The sequence below is a fragment of the Streptomyces sp. CA-210063 genome, assembly GCF_024612015.1.
In the GTDB taxonomy this organism is placed as follows: Bacteria; Actinomycetota; Actinomycetes; order Streptomycetales; family Streptomycetaceae; genus Streptomyces.
Map to the genome: position 1 here is coordinate 4,785,408 of NZ_CP102512.1, position 15,142 is coordinate 4,800,549.

Below are 15,142 nucleotides of genomic sequence, written 5' to 3' on the forward strand. Positions count from 1 at the left end.
ATCCACCGGATTTCGCCCCGGCTTCTTCGCCGGAGGCTGCCGGGGGTCCGGCCGCTCCGGGGTGGTCCCTGCCCGCGGGAGCGGGCGGCCAGTCCGAAAGTGGGGGAGGTCACTCGGGGGGTGCGTTCTCGTGGCGACGGACCGCCTCATGGGCCTCCGACAGGTTGTCGCGCACTCTTCGCGTGTACGGATGGTTCTCGCCGAGTGAGCGCGCATAGCCCTCCAGCGCCCGCTCGTACACCGAGATGGCCTCACTCAGGCGCCCCGCCGTGCGGTACGCGCCGCCGAGGTTGTTCAGCGACAGCGAGGTCTGCGGATGGTCGCGGCCCAGCATGCGCTCACGCTCGGCGACATTGCGCCGCAGCAGTTCGACGGCCCGCTCGAACTCTCCGGCGGCCATGTAGGCCCCGGCCAGGTTGTTGCGGGCGTTCAGTGTGGCCGGATGGTCCTCGCCGTAGCGGCGTACGGCGTCCTCCAGGTACTCCTCCATCACCCGCACCGCCTGCGCTCCCTGGCCCGCGGCGATCAGGTCGTTCAGCAGGTTGCCCCGGGACCGGAAGGTGCGCGGGTCGTCCCTGCCCACGGTGTTCCGCAGCAGCTCCACCGACCGGGCGTGCAGGTCGATCGCCGTGTCCAGGTCGTCGGCGGCGTAGTGCACCGAGCCCACATTGCCGAGGAGCACCGCGAACTCGGGGCTGCCCTCGCCCAGGACCCGCGCGCCGGCCTCCCGGACCTGCCGCATCAGGCTGATCGCGTGGCCGGGGTCACCGGCCGCCGCGTACGCCAGGCCGAGATTGCTCGCCACCGCCAGCGCGCTGATGTTCTCGGGCCCCAGGAACCGTACGGCGATGTCGCGGGCGCGCTCCAGAAGGCGTACCGCCCCCCGCATGTCCTGCTGGCCGTAGAGGAACATCCCCGCCCCGTTCACCAGCCGGCCGAGTTCGTCCGTGTCCTCGTCCGGCGCCACCCGGGCCGCGAGCGCCTGGACGTGCGGCAGCAGGGAGCGCCACACCGGCCACGAAGCGACGTCCTCGTAGTCCTCCGGCAGGGCCACGAGGAGCAGCCGTATCGCCTGGTTGCGGGCGAGATCGATGAACTCGGCCGCCGCGGTGTCGGCCTCCCCGCCGGGAGTCCGGACGACGGCCTGCACCAGACGGTGTACGGCGATCGTGTCGCCCTGTACGGAGATCATGCTGTGGGCGGCGAGGCGCCCGAGGCCCCGGGCGAGGACCAGCGGCTGGGCCGACGCCTCCAGCGCCCTCCGGGGAATCGCGTCCGGCGCGAACCAGGCCAGCACGGACAGCAGGACGACCGCCGAGAGATCGCCCTCCTCCAGCCGGTCCAGCGTCACACGCCACACCCGGGCCACCGTCCGCTCCGGGTCCCCGCCCTCGGCCGACGCGGCGAACATGTCGGCCGGGTACGCGGCGAGCATTTCCAGGTACCGCTCCGCCGACGTGCCCGTCTCCCGGCAGAACGCCGCCGCCTGCTCCACCGCGAGCGGCAGGTTGCCCAGCTCCGCCACCAGGTCGGGCACCCCGGTCCCGCCCGTCGGACAGATACGCCCGAACAGTTCGACCGCGTGTGCCGTGTCGAGGACGTCCAGGTCCACACCGGTGGCCGTTCCGTGCCAGCCGGTCGCCCGGCGGCTGGTGATCACGAAGTGCCCGCCCGGTACCCGCTCCCGCAAGGGCTCCACATGGGCCGGATCGCTCACGTTGTCGAGGACGAGCAGCCATCCGTCGTGCGTGGCCAGCCATTGCAGGGCCCGTTCCCGCAGGGCCTTGGGGGGCAGTACGTCGACGAGTTCCGGCTGCATGGCCATGGCGAGCCCGGTCAGGCCGGCGTCGATCGCCGTGGGGCTGTCGGCGGTGATCCACCACACGGGATTGGTGTCGGCCGCGCTCTCCCGGATCCAGTGCGCCACCAGCGTGGACTTGCCGATGCCGCCCAGACCGTGCACGGCCACGACCCTCGTGGCCCCCAACGCCTCGTCCAGCAGGGCGAGTTCACGCTCCCGCCCCACGAAGAGCCGGGTCGCGGCCGGCAGTCTCACCAGCCGCTCCCCCAGCGCGCCCACGGGCTTGAAGGCCTCCGCCGGCAGCACGGTCGCATGGCCGATCTGGGTGTCGACATGGCCGATCTGGGTGTCGACCTGGGTGACGTGGTCCCCGGTCGCGACATTGCGCGCACTCCCGCCGATCGCGACGGCCCGCTCCCCCGATGCCTCCACCATGGCCACTCCCCGTCCCCGACCGCCGACTTCATGGGCGTCGCCGTACGCACGGCTCACACAAGGCTCACGAAAAACTGCGGACCTGTCGAGAGACTACGGACCTGTCGAGCCGACCACCGGACTCCCGGCTCGGCCGGTGACTGTCTTTAAAGTTCAAACGATTATGGTTCGCCTGTGCGCGTACTTCTGGTGGAAGACGACGAGCCGGTCGCCGAGTCGCTCCGGCGCGGGCTCCTGCGATACGGCTTCGAGGTGGAGTGGGTCTCCACGGGCGGGGCGGCCCTGTCGTACGGCGGTCCGTACGACGTCGTCCTTCTCGATCTCGGCCTGCCCGACACGGACGGCCTCGACGTCTGCAAGGCCCTGCGGTCCCGCAGCGATGTTCCGATCATCGTGATCAGCGCGCGCAGCGACGAGACGGACCGCGTGGTCGGCCTGGAGCTGGGCGCGGACGACTACGTCTCCAAGCCGTTCGGCGTGCGTGAGGTGATCGCCCGCATAAGGGCGGTGATGCGCCGTATGCAGCCCCGCGCCGCCGACGCGCCGGCCGCCGGCCCCGACCGCTACGGCCCCCGCCTCACCATCGACCGCAAGGCCGCGCGCGTCCACCTCGACGGTAGGGAGGTGGGGCTCGCCCCCAAGGAGTACGACCTCCTCGCCTTCCTCACCGAGGAGCCGGGCGCCCTGATGTCGCGCGAGCAGATCATGGAGGCGGTCTGGGACGCGAACTGGTTCGGGCCGACGAAGACGCTGGACGTGCATGTGGCGGCGCTGCGGCGGAAGCTCGCCGGGGCGATCACGATCGAGGCGGTGCGGGGGGTCGGGTTCCGGTTGATCGTGAACGAGGGCGGGACCGTCCAGGACGCCCAGGGCGCTGAGGGCTCCGGCGCCTCATGATCCGTCAGCTGCTTCGCAGTTACGTCGTCCTCGTCGCCGTCGCGATCGCGTTGTTCACCGTGCCGGTGGCGTACACGCTCACCGCGCAGTTGCGGGGCGACACCCTCAGCTCCGTCGGGCGCGAGGCCGAGACCATGGCCCGGCTGCTGGGCAACGGCGACGGCGCCTCCTGTGAGGCGCTGAAACGGCTGGCCAAGGCGTACGAACCCGCCGAGGTCGAGGTCCAGGTGGCCACCACCAACGGATGTACGCCCAAGGACCTGACCGCACCCGCCCGCGACACGGCGCTGACCAAGGCGCTGCGGGACGGCGAGAAGACGGAGGACTGGGGTTCGGACTTCATCTGGGGCCCGCACCTGGTGGTCACCGTGCCCGCCCACGACGCGACGACGGGTGAGGTGGTCGGCGCCGTACGCATCGTCTTCTCCACCGACCACCTCACGTCCCGTCTCTGGCAGATCTGGGGCTTCCGGGCGGGGCTGGCCGTGCTGGTCCTCGGGGCGGCGGCGATCATCGGTGTCTTCGTGGCCCGCCGGCTCACCCGACCCCTCCTCCAGCTCAACGAGATGGCGAGCAAGCTCAGCGACGGCGACCTGACGGCCCGCTCCCCCGTGACCGGCCCCCAGGAGACACAGACCCTCGCCCGCACGCTCAACCAGGCCGGCGAGCGCCTCGACACCCTGATCGCCTCGCAGCGGATCTTCGTCGCGGACGCCTCGCACCAACTGCGTACCCCTCTCACGGCCCTGCGGCTGTCCCTGGACAACATCGCGGACGGTACGGACGACGAGTTCGTACGGGAGGACGTGGAGCAGGCCACCGCCGAGGTGGTCCGGATGAGCCGCCTGGTCAACGGTCTGCTGGTGCTGGCGCGGGCCGAGGCGAAGGTGACGGCGGCGGAACCGCTGTCCCTGCGCGATGTCATCCAGGAACGCCTCGATGTGTGGAGACCGGCCGCCGACGAGCGCGGAGTCACCATCACGCTCAGGGGGAGTGCCGACGGCCGGCCGCTTGTGCTGGCCAGTCCCGGTCATCTGGACCAGGTCCTGGACAACGTGCTTTCCAACGCCCTGGAGGTCTCACCGGACGGTGCGACCATCACGGTCCTGGTGGAGCCGCGGGGCGACGAGGTGGTGCTGTCGGTGCTGGACGAGGGGCCCGGTATGTCGGACGCCGAGAAGTCCCGCGCCTTCGACCGCTTCTGGCGCGGTCAGGGCCTCACCGGGAGGTCCGGCTCCGGCCTCGGCCTCGCCGTCGTCAAGCAACTCGTCACCGACGACGGCGGAACCGTGGCCCTCAAGGACGCGCCCGGGGGCGGGCTGTGCGTCGCGCTCACGTTGCGGGCGGCGCGGCACGGGGGTGGCTGAGCCGGGGGGGCCGGCTCAGCCATGACCGGGGGGCGGCTGCTGCTCAGCCCTCGGGCATCGCCGACGAGTGGTGGTTCACGATCTTCCACACGCCGTTCCGCTTCTCGTACTCGTACGTGTAGCGGGCCTCGACGACGCGCTTCTTACCGGTCTTCGGGTCGGTGAGCGTGAAGGCGTACGTACCGGCGTCGAGCGCGGAGTTGCTGTCGAGGACGTTGATGTGCGACTTGATCTTCTTGCCGACCGGCTTGTTCTCCAGGAAGTGGTGGAAGTAGTCGACGATGGCGGCGCGGTTGGTGCGGACCTTGTTGGAGACGGTCGGCAGCAGCACCGCGTCCTTCGCGTACCGGTCCGCCACCTTCTTCGGGTCGCCGGTCTGCAGCGACTTGTTCCAGCCGTCGAAGAGCGCCGCGATCTCCTTCTTGGAGGCCTTCTTCGGCGGGGCCTCGGCTCCGGCCATGCTGACTCCGGCGGTCACCGTGCCGACGGTGACGAGTGCGGTGGCGGTGACGATGGCGGCGCGTATGCGGTTCTTGCGGGTCATCGCGATCTCCCGTGCGAAGTTGGGGTGTTACTTGCCTCCGCTTCTTGTGCGGTGGAAGTGACTCAAGATTCGCGTGACGCCGGTTAGGGGCCGTGCAGTGGACATACAGGGCCGGGGCAAGGTTCGTACAACGTCTTGTACGGGGACTCCGACGAGCCCGACGAGCCCTTCGTGCGAGGTCTTCGACGAGGTCAGGAGGGCTTGTCGGGAGTGAGTCCGGCAACGCCCAGGCGCACGATTCTGGCGATCTCCGCGTCACCAAGCACACGTGAGGAGTCATCGCTCACCCCCGCTGCCAGCTCGTCGGCGCGTTCGTGGTCCCCGGCCTTGCGGAGGAGCATCACCTGGATCGCGCGGGCGAGAATGGTGATGCCGGAGGCGTCGCCGAAGGCGCGGCGGGACTGGGTGACGGCGTTCCCGATCAGGGTCACGGCCCTCTCTGTCTCACCGTCGTCGGACGCTTGAAAGGCGAGCTCGATCAACTCCATGGCGTCTTCCGGGTCTACCGGCCCCGGCTCGGATGCGGCGCCGTCGACGTCGAGCCGTGCCGGCCTCGAAGCACCGGCGCTTCGGTCGTCCGGATTCGTGGGGGCCGAAGTGTCCGGACGGGTCCCGCCCAGGACAGGCTCTGCCCCCTGGGCGTCGAGGCGGGCGAGAAAGCTCCTTCTCCGATCCGCGTTCTCCAGCGTCATCGCCAGCTCGTCGCGCGCCTGGATGGTGTCCTCGTGCTCCGGCCCGAGAAGACGCTCGCAGTCATCCAGTACCTGCGTCAACAGCTCCCGGGCCCGTTCGAAGTCACCATGGAGCGAACAGATCTGCCCGAGCTGTCTCCGCGCGAACCAGGTCAACTCGTCGTCCGGTCCACAGGCGTGGAGCGCGGCGTCGACCGCCCGCTCGCACAGCACCATGGCGCGTCGCGTGAACCCGTGCACCCCGAGTTGCGAACCGGCGGTGACGAAGAGTTCAGCGGTCTCCTCCGTGTCCTCGTTCCGCGGATACCAGGCGGCCAAGGCCTCCACGTGCGTCGCCCAGACCCGGCCTTCAGCGCCCAGCAGGCCTCCGAGGTCGTTCCCGTCGGGTCCCTGGCTCCACCGGTCCTCCTCCATGCCCAGCAGCATGACGGCCATGCGTCGATACACGCCGATCATGTCGCCCATCAGGGGCCCGTCCGTGGGCTGCGGCGTACGGGCCACCGCCTGCACCAGCCGGTGGACCGAAAGGGTCCCGTCCCGCAGGGTGATCACGCTGTGCGCGGCCAACCGCCGGATCGCCTCGGTGATCTCCAAGGAGTTCCTCCCTGGCATTTCGAGGTACCGGCGGGGAATCCCTTCCGGCGCCCACCAGGCGATGATCCGCAGGACCCTCTCCGCGAGCGGTGTGTCCGTGAGCCGGTTCAGGGTCACTCGCCAGATCCGCGCGATCGTCCGCTCCGCGTCGCCGCCCTCCGGACCGGCCGCGTACAAGGCAGCGGGGTACCGAGCGAGGAGATCCAGGTACGCCCCGGGCGTGATCCCCGCCTCCCGGCAGTACGCGGCGGCCTGGTCGATCGCGAGCGGCAGGCAGCCCAGCTCGGCGCACAGCTCCTCGACCCCGTCCGACGCCCCTTCGTAGACGCGGGTGAACAACTCCACCGCCTCGCCGAGCGGGAGGACATCCAGGTCCAGCGTCCGCGCGAGCCCCCGCCAACTCGTCGCGCTGCGACGGGTGGTGACGAGGAAACGGCCGTTCGCCGCCCGCGCGAGCAGGGGCCTGATGTCGGCGGGGTCGGTGACGTTGTCGAGGACGAGGAGCCAGCCGTCGTGGGTGGACAGCCACTGGAGCGTACGTTCCCGGAGGGCGGCATCCGGGAGGGTGCCGGCCAGCGTCGGCTGAAGCGCCCGGCCGAGGTCGGCGAGTCCCGCGTCCAGCTGGGCCGGGGATTCGGCGGTGATCCACCAGACCGGGTTGAGATCGGCGACCCTGGTGGCAGCCCACTGGGCCGCCAGCGTGGACTTCCCGACCCCACCGAGCCCATGCACGGCGTGCACGACGACCCCGCCCGGGGCCTCGAACGCCTCGTCCAGCAGGGCCAGTTCCCGCTCCCGCCCGACGAACTGCGCGGTCCGTCCGGGGAGATACCGCACCGGCCCGCTCGCCGCACCGAGCGTGAGCGCCTCGGCGGGCAGTACGGTCGCCCGCCCGATCTGTGTCACGAAGTCCCCGGTGGCCACCTGCCCGATGTCCCGCCCGGCCGCGACCGCCCGCTCTCCGGACGCCTCCACGGACGCCTCTACGGACGCCTCCGCCGAAGGCCCGCCGGGCCCCTCCGCCGATGCACCACTCACGCGTCCGCCCCCGTTCACACCCGCTCACGCACGATCCGTGGGACCCATCATGACGTCTGTGGCGGGGCGATGTCAGAGGGCCGACACCCCCGGCGGCTCAGCCCGAGTACTCCTCGAAGGGCTCGGTGTTCAGGGCGATGCCCACCGGCCAGGGCGTGGAACCGGAGTTGCTGCTCACAGTCCCGCGCACGGCTGACTAGAGCGTCCCCAGCGCCGGTGCGAACGCGATGAGGAGGGGGAGGAGGGCCAGGAGCGCGGCGGCGGTCGTGGTGGCCGCACGGTGGGTTCGGTCCAGGCGGGGCGGGGGTTCCAGCAGGCGCTCCACCCGGTCGCCCAGCAGCCGGCGGGTGTTGGAGCAGCTCAACACGCCCCGGTGCTGGTTGAGTTCGATGAGGGCCAGGGCGGTGGTGAGGTGGCCGCAACGGCGGGATGCCGTGTCGTCGGCGGCCAGTTCGACCAGGCGGTGGGTCTGGTCGGCGAAGTGGGCGAAGAGGGGGATGCGCGGGAAGCCCGTGGCGAGGGCGGTGGAGAGGTGGAGCAGCCAGTCGTGGCGGGCGCGGGCGTGGCCGAGTTCGTGGGCGAGCACGGCGTCCAGCTGACGGTCGCTCAGCTTTCCCAACGCGCCTGTGGTGACGACCAGTTGGGGCGGGGCGCCGGGCATGAGCCACGCGTCCGGGTACTCGTCCTCCAGGACCAGCAAGGGGCCCTGCGACTGCGGGAGGCCCGCCGGGAGGTCGGGGGCGCGTTCGCGCAGGTGCGCCCGGCGGAGGTGCCGGCGGCGCCGGGCCTCGACGAGTTCGCGGGCGAGCATCGCGCCGCTCCACGCCGCGCCGCAGGCCAGCAGCAGGGTCAGTACGGCCGTCCAGGGCGGCGCGGCCGTGAGGTCGTACGCGGCGGTCACGGCCGGGGGCGCGGGGGCGAAGGCGTGTGTTCTGACGGTCTCGAACACCGCCGCCGCGCCCAGCACGAGCGCCACGAGACAGCTGAGCAGCGCCGCCGCCACCAGGCACTGCCACGCCCACAGCGCGACCACGGGTTCCCGCTCGGGCCACACCGCCTTCAGCAGGGCGCGAGGGCCCAGCACTGCGGCGGTCAGGGCCACGGCGATGAGAAGGAGCAGGAGAACGGTCACGTCACTGGGTCCGGTTCCTGTCGGGGGTGCGAGAGGGGGGCGTACGACGACGGTGCCTACGCTACCGCCGGGACTCGCACTTTTCAGTCGCCCGTTCAGCAAGGGGGGTCGGGGCTGCGGGGGTCGGGGCTGCGACAGGGGCGGGCCCCGCCCGGCGACGGACGGGGCCCGAATCGGCTCTCGACTCCCGGCTCTTGCTCTCGGCTCTTGCTCTCGGCTCTCGGCGCAGACGCTGCGCCGGGGCCCTACTTCACCTTCCGCAGGCCCAGCGGGGCCGCGATCTCCTCCGCCATGACCTTGCCCGCCTCGAACTCCAGGGTCTCGTCGCCCATCATTTCCTGGTCGGTGTCGAGGCCGTCGAGTTCGGCGAGGGGTTGGTTCAGCCGGACATGCGCGACCACGGACTGGAGGGCGCGGAGGGTCGCCGAGGCGGTGGAGCCCCAGTTGGAGAAGTAGGAGAACTGCCACCACCAGAGGGCCTCGGTGGTGCGGCCCGCGCGGTAGTGGGCCATGCCGTGGCGGAGGTCGGCGATGACGTCGGCCAGGTCGTCGGAGATACGGGCCGGGACCGGGGCCTTGCGGGGCTCGTAGGGGTCGAAGACCTCGGAGTAGACGTCGACCGGGTCGAGCATCCGCGCCAGGCGTTCGCGCAGGTCGTCGACGTCCGGCTCGGGGCCCGGGTCGGGCTCGTAGCGCTCGTCCGGCAGGATGTCCTCGTGCGCGCCGAGGCGGCCGCCGGCCAGGAGGAGCTGGGAGACCTCCAGGAGGAGGAAGGGGACGGCCGAGTCCGGCTCGTCGCCTCTGGCCACCTCGGTCACGGCGACCAGGAAGCTTTCGATCTGGTCCGCGATCTGGACCGCGAAGTCGTCCGGGTTCAGGCCGGTCGCGTGCAGCGTGGCGTCAGACATCTAGGAGTCGTCTCCCCTCGAAGGCGCGGCCGAGGGTCACCTCGTCCGCGTATTCCAGGTCGCCGCCCACCGGGAGGCCGCTGGCCAGGCGGGTGACCTTGAGGCCCATGGGTTTGATCATGCGGGCGAGGTACGTGGCCGTGGCCTCGCCTTCGAGATTCGGGTCCGTGGCCAGGATCAGTTCGGTGACCGTCCCGTCCGCCAGGCGGGCCAGCAGCTCTCGTATGCGCAGGTCGTCGGGGCCGACTCCCTCGATCGGGCTGATCGCGCCGCCGAGGACGTGGTAACGGCCGCGGAACTCGCGGGTCCGCTCGATCGCCACGACGTCCTTCGGCTCCTCCACGACGCAGATGACCGAGAGGTCACGGCGCGTGTCACGGCAGATGTTGCACAGCTCCTCCTGCGCGACGTTGCCGCAGGTCGCGCAGAAGCGGACCTTCGCCTTCACTTCGAGGAGGGCCTGTGCGAGCCGCCGTACGTCCGTCGGCTCCGCCTGCAGGATGTGGAAGGCGATCCGCTGCGCGCTCTTGGGACCGACGCCGGGCAGCCGCCCCAACTCGTCGATGAGGTCCTGGACCACGCCTTCGTACACGGACTGCCGTCCTTCCTGGTGTCTTTCCGTACGTACCGTAGTCGGCCGCGGCCGCTCCGAGGAAGGAGGTACGGGGCACTGATGGGATCGAAAGGGGGGTCGCGGAGATGTTCAGAAGGGCAGGCCGGGAATGCCGGCGCCACCGCCGCCGAGGCCCTGGGCGAGGGGGCCCAGTTTCTGCTGCTGGAGGGTCTGGGCGTTCTCGTTGGCCGCCTGGACGGCCGCGACGATCAGATCGGCGAGGGTCTCGGTGTCCTCCGGGTCCACCGCCTTGGGGTCGATCTTCAGGGCACGCAGTTCGCCGGAGCCGGTGACGGTGGCCCGCACCAGGCCGCCGCCCGCCTGACCGTCGACCTCCGTCTGCGCGAGTTCCTCCTGAGCCCTCGCCAGGTCCTGCTGCATCTTCTGGGCCTGCTGGAGCAGCTGCTGCATGTTGGGCTGGCCACCACCGGGGATCACGTTCAGCTCCCTCGCACGAGTTTTCTTCTTGCGGTTGCAACGAGCCTACGTGGTCGGCACGGCCTGTGCCGCGCCACTCTTTCGAGTGAGTCGGCGGGGATTCGTATACCTGATCAAGGGCACCTTCCAGGGGGAAAAGCGGTGAAAACGGGGTCTTCGCCACCCATTGGGGGGTAGGAAGGGTCGGGCCGCGTCAAGGTGCGTCAGCGCCGTACACGTGTGTCTCGCACTGTCGTCAGCAGCGTCGTCAGTAGGGAGTGCCGGGTGAGCCAGCCGGAGATGCAGCCCGAAGGGGGACCCCCGGACGGGCGGGGTGAGGGGTCCGGGCTGTGGGCGGAGCCGTGGACGTCGGCGACCGGGCCGTGGGCGGGGGATCTGGCCGGGCGGCCGTTTCCGCAGGGGGACTGGGGGGCGCCCGCGGAGCGGCTGGAGGAGTTGTACCGGTGGGTCGAGCGGGCGGCCCTGGAGACCGCCGCGTGGTATCTCGCGGACCGGGTGTGGAAACGGCTGGCGGCGCGGGTGCTGCGGATCGGGGCGGCGGCGGGGGCGCTCGCCGGGGCGGCGCTGCCGTTGCTCGATCTCACCGGGGTGATGGGCGGGGCGGCTCCCTGGGGGTATCTCGCGCTGCTGTCGTGCGTGGCGTGTGTCGCGGTGGATCGGTTCTTCGGGGTCACCTCCGGGTGGATAAGGGATGTCGCCACGGCTCAGGCGGTGCAGCGGCGGCTTCAGGTGCTGCGGTTCGACTGGGCGTCGGAGAGTGCGCGGGAGGTGCTGGGGCCGGCGGAGGGGACGGCCGGGGAGGCGGCGGAGCGGTGTCTCGCCGTGCTGCGGCGGTTCTCCGAGGACATCACGGAGCTTGTGCGGGCGGAGACGGCGGACTGGATGGTGGAGTTCCGGACGGGATCCGCTCCGCTGGGCCTGCAGAACGGGGGGGCCGTTCCTCGGGCGGAGGGGGCGGCGAACGGGCGGGTGGCGATGCCGCCGGGGGCTCGGCCGAACATGCCTCGGCAGCGGCCGCCGGAGGCTCGGTAGCGGGGGTTGTGGGGTGCGGGGTGCCTTTTCTCCCCCGCCGCCCCTACCCGTCCCATCCCCAGGGGCGCTGCCCCTTCGACCCCGTGGGGTGGCTGGGGCGGGTGGGTTGTTCGGGGGTGGGGGGTGTCTGGGGTGCGTGGGTGTGTGCGAGTCCGTGGGGGCTTGTCGCGCAGTTCCCCGCGCCCCTGAAAAGCAGGGGCTGCGCCCCGTGCTTTTCAGGCCCGCAAGGCCGTCGTCTTCAGGCCCGCAGGGCCTGGTCCTTTAGGGGCGCGGGGAACTGCGCGACCAGCCCCCACGCACCCGCAGCCGCCAACGAACCCCCGCCCCCGAGCCCTCCCGCGTCAGGACTGAGGGGTCGGGAAAGACACCGGGCTGCGCAGGCCCGCTCGGTTCACGGCCCGTACCCCGAAGAAGACGTTGTCCTTGGACAGGTCCACCTCGTACGACGTGACATCGCCGGCCGGGATGACATGGGTCCACTCGGCGGCAGACGTCTCGCGCCAGACGATCTCGTAGCCCGCGAGGTCGGGTTCCGGGCCCCGTACCCAGGTCAGCCGCGTGGAGTTGGTCAGGTCCGCGGTCAGGATCCTGACGTCGCGCGGGGTGCCGGGGGCCTGCGCCAGGGTCCAGAGGGTCGCGGCGTTCACCTTCGCCACGCGGGCCGTGTACGCGAAGTCGCAGAAGTCCGGGAGGTCGCCGTACTGCTTGCCGTTGTCGACGCGTACGTCCTGGTGCTGGTGGGCGAAGTCCTCGGCGGGCTCGGTGAAGCGGGCGGCCGGGTAGCCGCGTTCGAGGAAGGGGATGTGGTCGCCGCCGCGGCGGTAACGGTCGCGGCGGTGGATGACGCGGACGTGCATGGCGGTGGCGTCGTTGTCGGCCACGTCGCGGACGAAGCGGGCCAGCTGGCGGGACGGGGAGTCGTTCTCGCCGCCGACCGAGCGGCGGATCGCGGCCTGTTCGGGGGTCTCCGAGGACGGGACGCCCTCCGCGAAGAGGCGGATGGTGTACGGGTCCTTGTCTCCGTCGTCCGCCGTCGAACTGCCGACGATGTCGTTGGTGAACATGGCCTGGACGTCCGCCCCGGCCTCCTTGTACAGCCGCGCCATGTGCGCCGCCCCGTACAGGCCCTGCTCCTCCCCCGCCACCGCCGCGAACACGATCGTCGAGGCGGGGCGGCGGCGGGCCATCACCCGGGCCAGTTCCATGGCGACGGCGACGCCGGACGCGTCGTCGTCCGCGCCGGGGGCGTCGGAGGTCGCGTCCATGACGTCCGTGACGCGGGAGTCGTAGTGGCCGGACACGACGTAGACGCGGTCCGGGGTCAGCGCGCCGCGCAGGGTCGCGACGACGTTCGTGATGCGGGTCGCGGTGGGGATGCGTGGGGCCGGTTCCTGGACGTACGACTGGAGTTCGACCGTCATACGGCCGGCGGAGGCCGCCGCGTACGACGTCAGCTCCTCGAAGATCCAGTCCCGGGCGGCGCCTATGCCACGCACCGGGTCGTCCTGCGTGGAGAGGGTGTGCCGGGTGCCGAAGGAGACGAGCTTGCGGACCGTCGCCTCGATGCGGGCGGGGTCGATCTCCCGTAACAGGGCGCGGAGTTCGGGGGTGGGGCGCTGGGCGGTGGCGGGCGGTCGCCCCGTACGCGGCCCGGCAGCCACCGCCGGGCTCGCCGCCGCCCCCGCCGCGGCCGACATGCCCGCCGCCGCCGATGCCGTCAGGAGCGTTCGTCTCGTGGGGCGCATGTGTCCTCCGGTGGTGCGCGTGGACCAGTGGGGCCGGATCGCCACCATCGTCGTGGACGCGTCAAGAGGGCGGCAAGGGGGCGTACGGCGCGAGGGGCGGGCCGGGGCGGTGCGGCGTGACACCAGAGCCGGCGTCACACGACATCGGATGGCACCACTTGACACCACCCAATGCCGCACGCGATGCCACGCGGCACCATACGGCGCCACGCGGTGCCACACGGTGCCAATTCGCGCCTCCGGCAGCACACAAGCACACTCGGCGCCACGATCACCCACCTCACCCGCTCCACGTTTCCGCAGCTCAGGCAGCCAGTCGTAGACCCATCACCCCGCGAGGCACCACCCGGGCTTGCACATGGCGCCACAGTGATGCCATGATGGCGTCATGGACCTCACCCCGTATGTCGACACCCTCCGCCGTGAACTCGCGGTGGCCGCCGAAGCCGGTGGCGACGAAGCCCGCGAGCTGGCCGAGAGGCTCACCGCTCCCCTGGAGTCGGCGACCCGCCTGACCATGCTCAACGTGCTCTCCGCCGCGATGGACGAGGTCACCCGTGAACTCGCCCCCGGCTCGGTCGACGTACGGCTGCGCGGGCTCGACCCCGACTTCGTGGTCACCCCGCCGCCCACGTACGGCGGCGCCCCCGCGGAACCGGCCGCGCCCGTCGAACCGCTCACCACCCCGGCCCCGGCCGACGTCGACGAGGGCGGTACCGCCCGCGTCAACCTGCGACTGCCGGCCCACCTCAAGGCCCGTGCCGAGGAGGCCGCCGGCCGCGAGGGTCTGTCGGTCAACGCGTGGCTGGTGCGGGCCGTCTCGGCGGCGGTCGACAGCGGCACCCGGCCGCGTACGACGGAGAAGGCCCAGACCGTCGGACAGAGCTTCACGGGCTGGGTGCGCTAACCCCGCCCCCACCCGCACACACATCCGCACGACTTCACCCACACCACGTCCCACCAGCAGGGACGCCCCAAGGACTCAAGAGGACGGGACAGCCATGCCTTCTTTCGACACTCCCGAACCGATTTCGGTCACCGCCCGCGTGGACGCCGGTTCCATCCGGTTCACCGCGAGCGACCGCCCCGACACGGTTGTCGAGGTGCTGCCCCGCGATCCGAAGCGGGACAAGGACGTACGGGCCGCCGATCAGACCGAGGTCACGTACGCGAACGGCGTGCTGACCGTCGCGACGAAGCATCGCCGCCTCATCGGGCCCAGCGGCGTCGCGGATGTGACGGTCGACCTGCCCACGGGCTCACACATCGACATGACCGGCGCTTGGGCCCAGCTGCTCGGCGAGGGCCGGCTCGGCGAGGTCCGGGTGAAAACCTCGGTCGGCGACATCCGCCTCGACACCACAGGACCGGTGGAACTGAACGCATCGCACGGCCAGATCACCGTGGACCGGATCGAAGGCAGGGCCGAGATCACCTGCAGCACCGGCAACGTGCGCGTCGGCACCATCGACGGTCCTGCCGTCCTGAAGAACTCGAACGGCACCACGTCCGTCGGCGCCGTGACCGGCGAGCTGCGGATGAGCGGCACCAATGGCGGCATCGACATCGCTCGCGCCGCTGCGTCGGTCACCGGCACCTCGACCAACGGCCACCTCCGCGTCTCCGAAGTCTCTTGCGGCGACATCGAGTTGGAGACCTCCAACGGCTCCATCGAGATCGGCATCCGCGAGGGCGTCGCCGCCTGGCTCGACGTCAGCTCCAACCGCGGGCAGGTACGCAACTCGCTCGCCGCGTCCGAGGCCCCGCAGCAGCAGACCGAGGACACCGTCAAGGTCCGCGCCCGGACCAACTGGGGCAACATCGACGTCCGACGCGCCAAGGCCTGACCGCCGGACCAGCCGACCTCGACTCGCACGTCCCCCTCACTTCCGCCTTCGAACGGGAG

General features: G+C 71.3%; 13 protein-coding genes. 5 read left to right on the forward strand and 8 right to left on the reverse strand.

The window, feature by feature from the left end; all coding sequences use genetic code 11:
- Positions 1 to 109 precede the first annotated feature (109 nt).
- The gene (locus JIX56_RS20650; RefSeq protein ID WP_257542686.1) at positions 110 to 2,236 is read right to left on the reverse strand and encodes a tetratricopeptide repeat protein; all 2,127 of its coding nucleotides are present in this window, start codon (positions 2,234 to 2,236) and stop codon (positions 110 to 112) included.
- Positions 2,237 to 2,410: 174 nt separating this feature from the next.
- Here JIX56_RS20650 and JIX56_RS20655 point away from each other — a divergent pair, with 174 nt between their 5' ends.
- Both JIX56_RS20655 and JIX56_RS20660 read left to right on the forward strand, forming a co-directional pair.
- Entirely contained in the window at positions 2,411 to 3,133 is a 723-nt protein-coding gene (locus JIX56_RS20655; protein ID WP_257542687.1) for a response regulator transcription factor, read from the forward strand.
- The gene (locus JIX56_RS20660; RefSeq protein ID WP_257542688.1) at positions 3,130 to 4,500 is read left to right on the forward strand and encodes a sensor histidine kinase; all 1,371 of its coding nucleotides are present in this window, start codon (positions 3,130 to 3,132) and stop codon (positions 4,498 to 4,500) included. The genes JIX56_RS20655 and JIX56_RS20660 overlap by 4 nt, the downstream gene beginning before the upstream one ends.
- A 43-nt stretch (positions 4,501 to 4,543) precedes the next feature.
- Here the strand turns inward: JIX56_RS20660 and JIX56_RS20665 are convergent, their stop codons facing one another.
- From JIX56_RS20665 to JIX56_RS20690, 6 genes are all read right to left on the reverse strand, one after another.
- Positions 4,544 to 5,044: an SgcJ/EcaC family oxidoreductase gene (locus tag JIX56_RS20665; RefSeq protein ID WP_257542689.1), complete on the reverse strand. Its 501-nt coding sequence runs from the start codon at positions 5,042 to 5,044 to the stop codon at positions 4,544 to 4,546.
- Between the two features lie 191 nt (positions 5,045 to 5,235).
- The gene (locus tag JIX56_RS20670; RefSeq protein WP_257542690.1) at positions 5,236 to 7,368 is read right to left on the reverse strand and encodes a tetratricopeptide repeat protein; all 2,133 of its coding nucleotides are present in this window, start codon (positions 7,366 to 7,368) and stop codon (positions 5,236 to 5,238) included.
- 196 nt (positions 7,369 to 7,564) lie between these two features.
- A complete protein-coding gene (locus tag JIX56_RS20675) occupies positions 7,565 to 8,500 on the reverse strand; it encodes a M56 family metallopeptidase (RefSeq protein WP_257542691.1) in 936 nt (311 codons plus the stop codon).
- A gap of 245 nt (positions 8,501 to 8,745) precedes the next feature.
- The gene (locus tag JIX56_RS20680) at positions 8,746 to 9,408 is read right to left on the reverse strand and encodes a DUF5063 domain-containing protein (RefSeq protein ID WP_257542692.1); all 663 of its coding nucleotides are present in this window, start codon (positions 9,406 to 9,408) and stop codon (positions 8,746 to 8,748) included.
- A complete protein-coding gene (recR, locus tag JIX56_RS20685) occupies positions 9,401 to 10,000 on the reverse strand; it encodes a recombination mediator RecR (RefSeq protein WP_189786115.1) in 600 nt (199 codons plus the stop codon). Before recR ends, JIX56_RS20680 begins: the two co-directional genes overlap by 8 nt.
- 111 nt (positions 10,001 to 10,111) lie before the next feature.
- On the reverse strand, positions 10,112 to 10,459 hold the full coding sequence (locus tag JIX56_RS20690) for a YbaB/EbfC family nucleoid-associated protein (protein ID WP_257542693.1): 348 nt from the start codon (positions 10,457 to 10,459) through the stop codon (positions 10,112 to 10,114).
- 264 nt (positions 10,460 to 10,723) lie between these two features.
- On the opposite strand from JIX56_RS20690, the gene JIX56_RS20695 reads away from it, so the two are divergent.
- Positions 10,724 to 11,491, forward strand: a complete 768-nt coding sequence (locus JIX56_RS20695) for an SLATT domain-containing protein (protein ID WP_257542694.1) — start codon at positions 10,724 to 10,726, stop codon at positions 11,489 to 11,491.
- Positions 11,492 to 11,832: 341 nt separating this feature from the next.
- Here JIX56_RS20695 and JIX56_RS20700 read toward each other — a convergent pair whose 3' ends face one another.
- A complete protein-coding gene (locus JIX56_RS20700; protein WP_257542695.1) occupies positions 11,833 to 13,236 on the reverse strand; it encodes a M28 family metallopeptidase in 1,404 nt (467 codons plus the stop codon).
- 388 nt (positions 13,237 to 13,624) lie between these two features.
- On the opposite strand from JIX56_RS20700, the gene JIX56_RS20705 reads away from it, so the two are divergent.
- Positions 13,625 to 14,143: a hypothetical protein gene (locus JIX56_RS20705; RefSeq protein ID WP_257542696.1), complete on the forward strand. Its 519-nt coding sequence runs from the start codon at positions 13,625 to 13,627 to the stop codon at positions 14,141 to 14,143.
- Between the two features lie 94 nt (positions 14,144 to 14,237).
- Positions 14,238 to 15,083 carry a DUF4097 family beta strand repeat-containing protein gene (locus JIX56_RS20710; protein WP_257542697.1) on the forward strand — a complete coding sequence of 282 codons (846 nt, stop codon included), beginning with the start codon at positions 14,238 to 14,240 and terminating at the stop codon, positions 15,081 to 15,083.
- The last annotated feature ends 59 nt before the right edge of the window (positions 15,084 to 15,142 follow it).

Excerpts from the sequence above, each read along its gene's own strand:
- JIX56_RS20700 (WP_257542695.1), bottom strand. The coding sequence starts at position 13,236 with ATGCGCCCCACGAGACGAACGCTCCTGACGGCATCGGCGGCGGCGGGC.
- JIX56_RS20705 (WP_257542696.1), top strand. The coding sequence starts at position 13,625 with ATGGACCTCACCCCGTATGTCGACACCCTCCGCCGTGAACTCGCGGTG.
- JIX56_RS20680 (WP_257542692.1), bottom strand. The coding sequence starts at position 9,408 with ATGTCTGACGCCACGCTGCACGCGACCGGCCTGAACCCGGACGACTTC.
- JIX56_RS20650 (WP_257542686.1), bottom strand. The coding sequence starts at position 2,236 with ATGGTGGAGGCATCGGGGGAGCGGGCCGTCGCGATCGGCGGGAGTGCG.
- JIX56_RS20665 (WP_257542689.1), bottom strand. The coding sequence starts at position 5,044 with ATGACCCGCAAGAACCGCATACGCGCCGCCATCGTCACCGCCACCGCA.
- JIX56_RS20710 (WP_257542697.1), top strand. The coding sequence starts at position 14,238 with ATGCCTTCTTTCGACACTCCCGAACCGATTTCGGTCACCGCCCGCGTG.
- JIX56_RS20660 (WP_257542688.1), top strand. The coding sequence starts at position 3,130 with ATGATCCGTCAGCTGCTTCGCAGTTACGTCGTCCTCGTCGCCGTCGCG.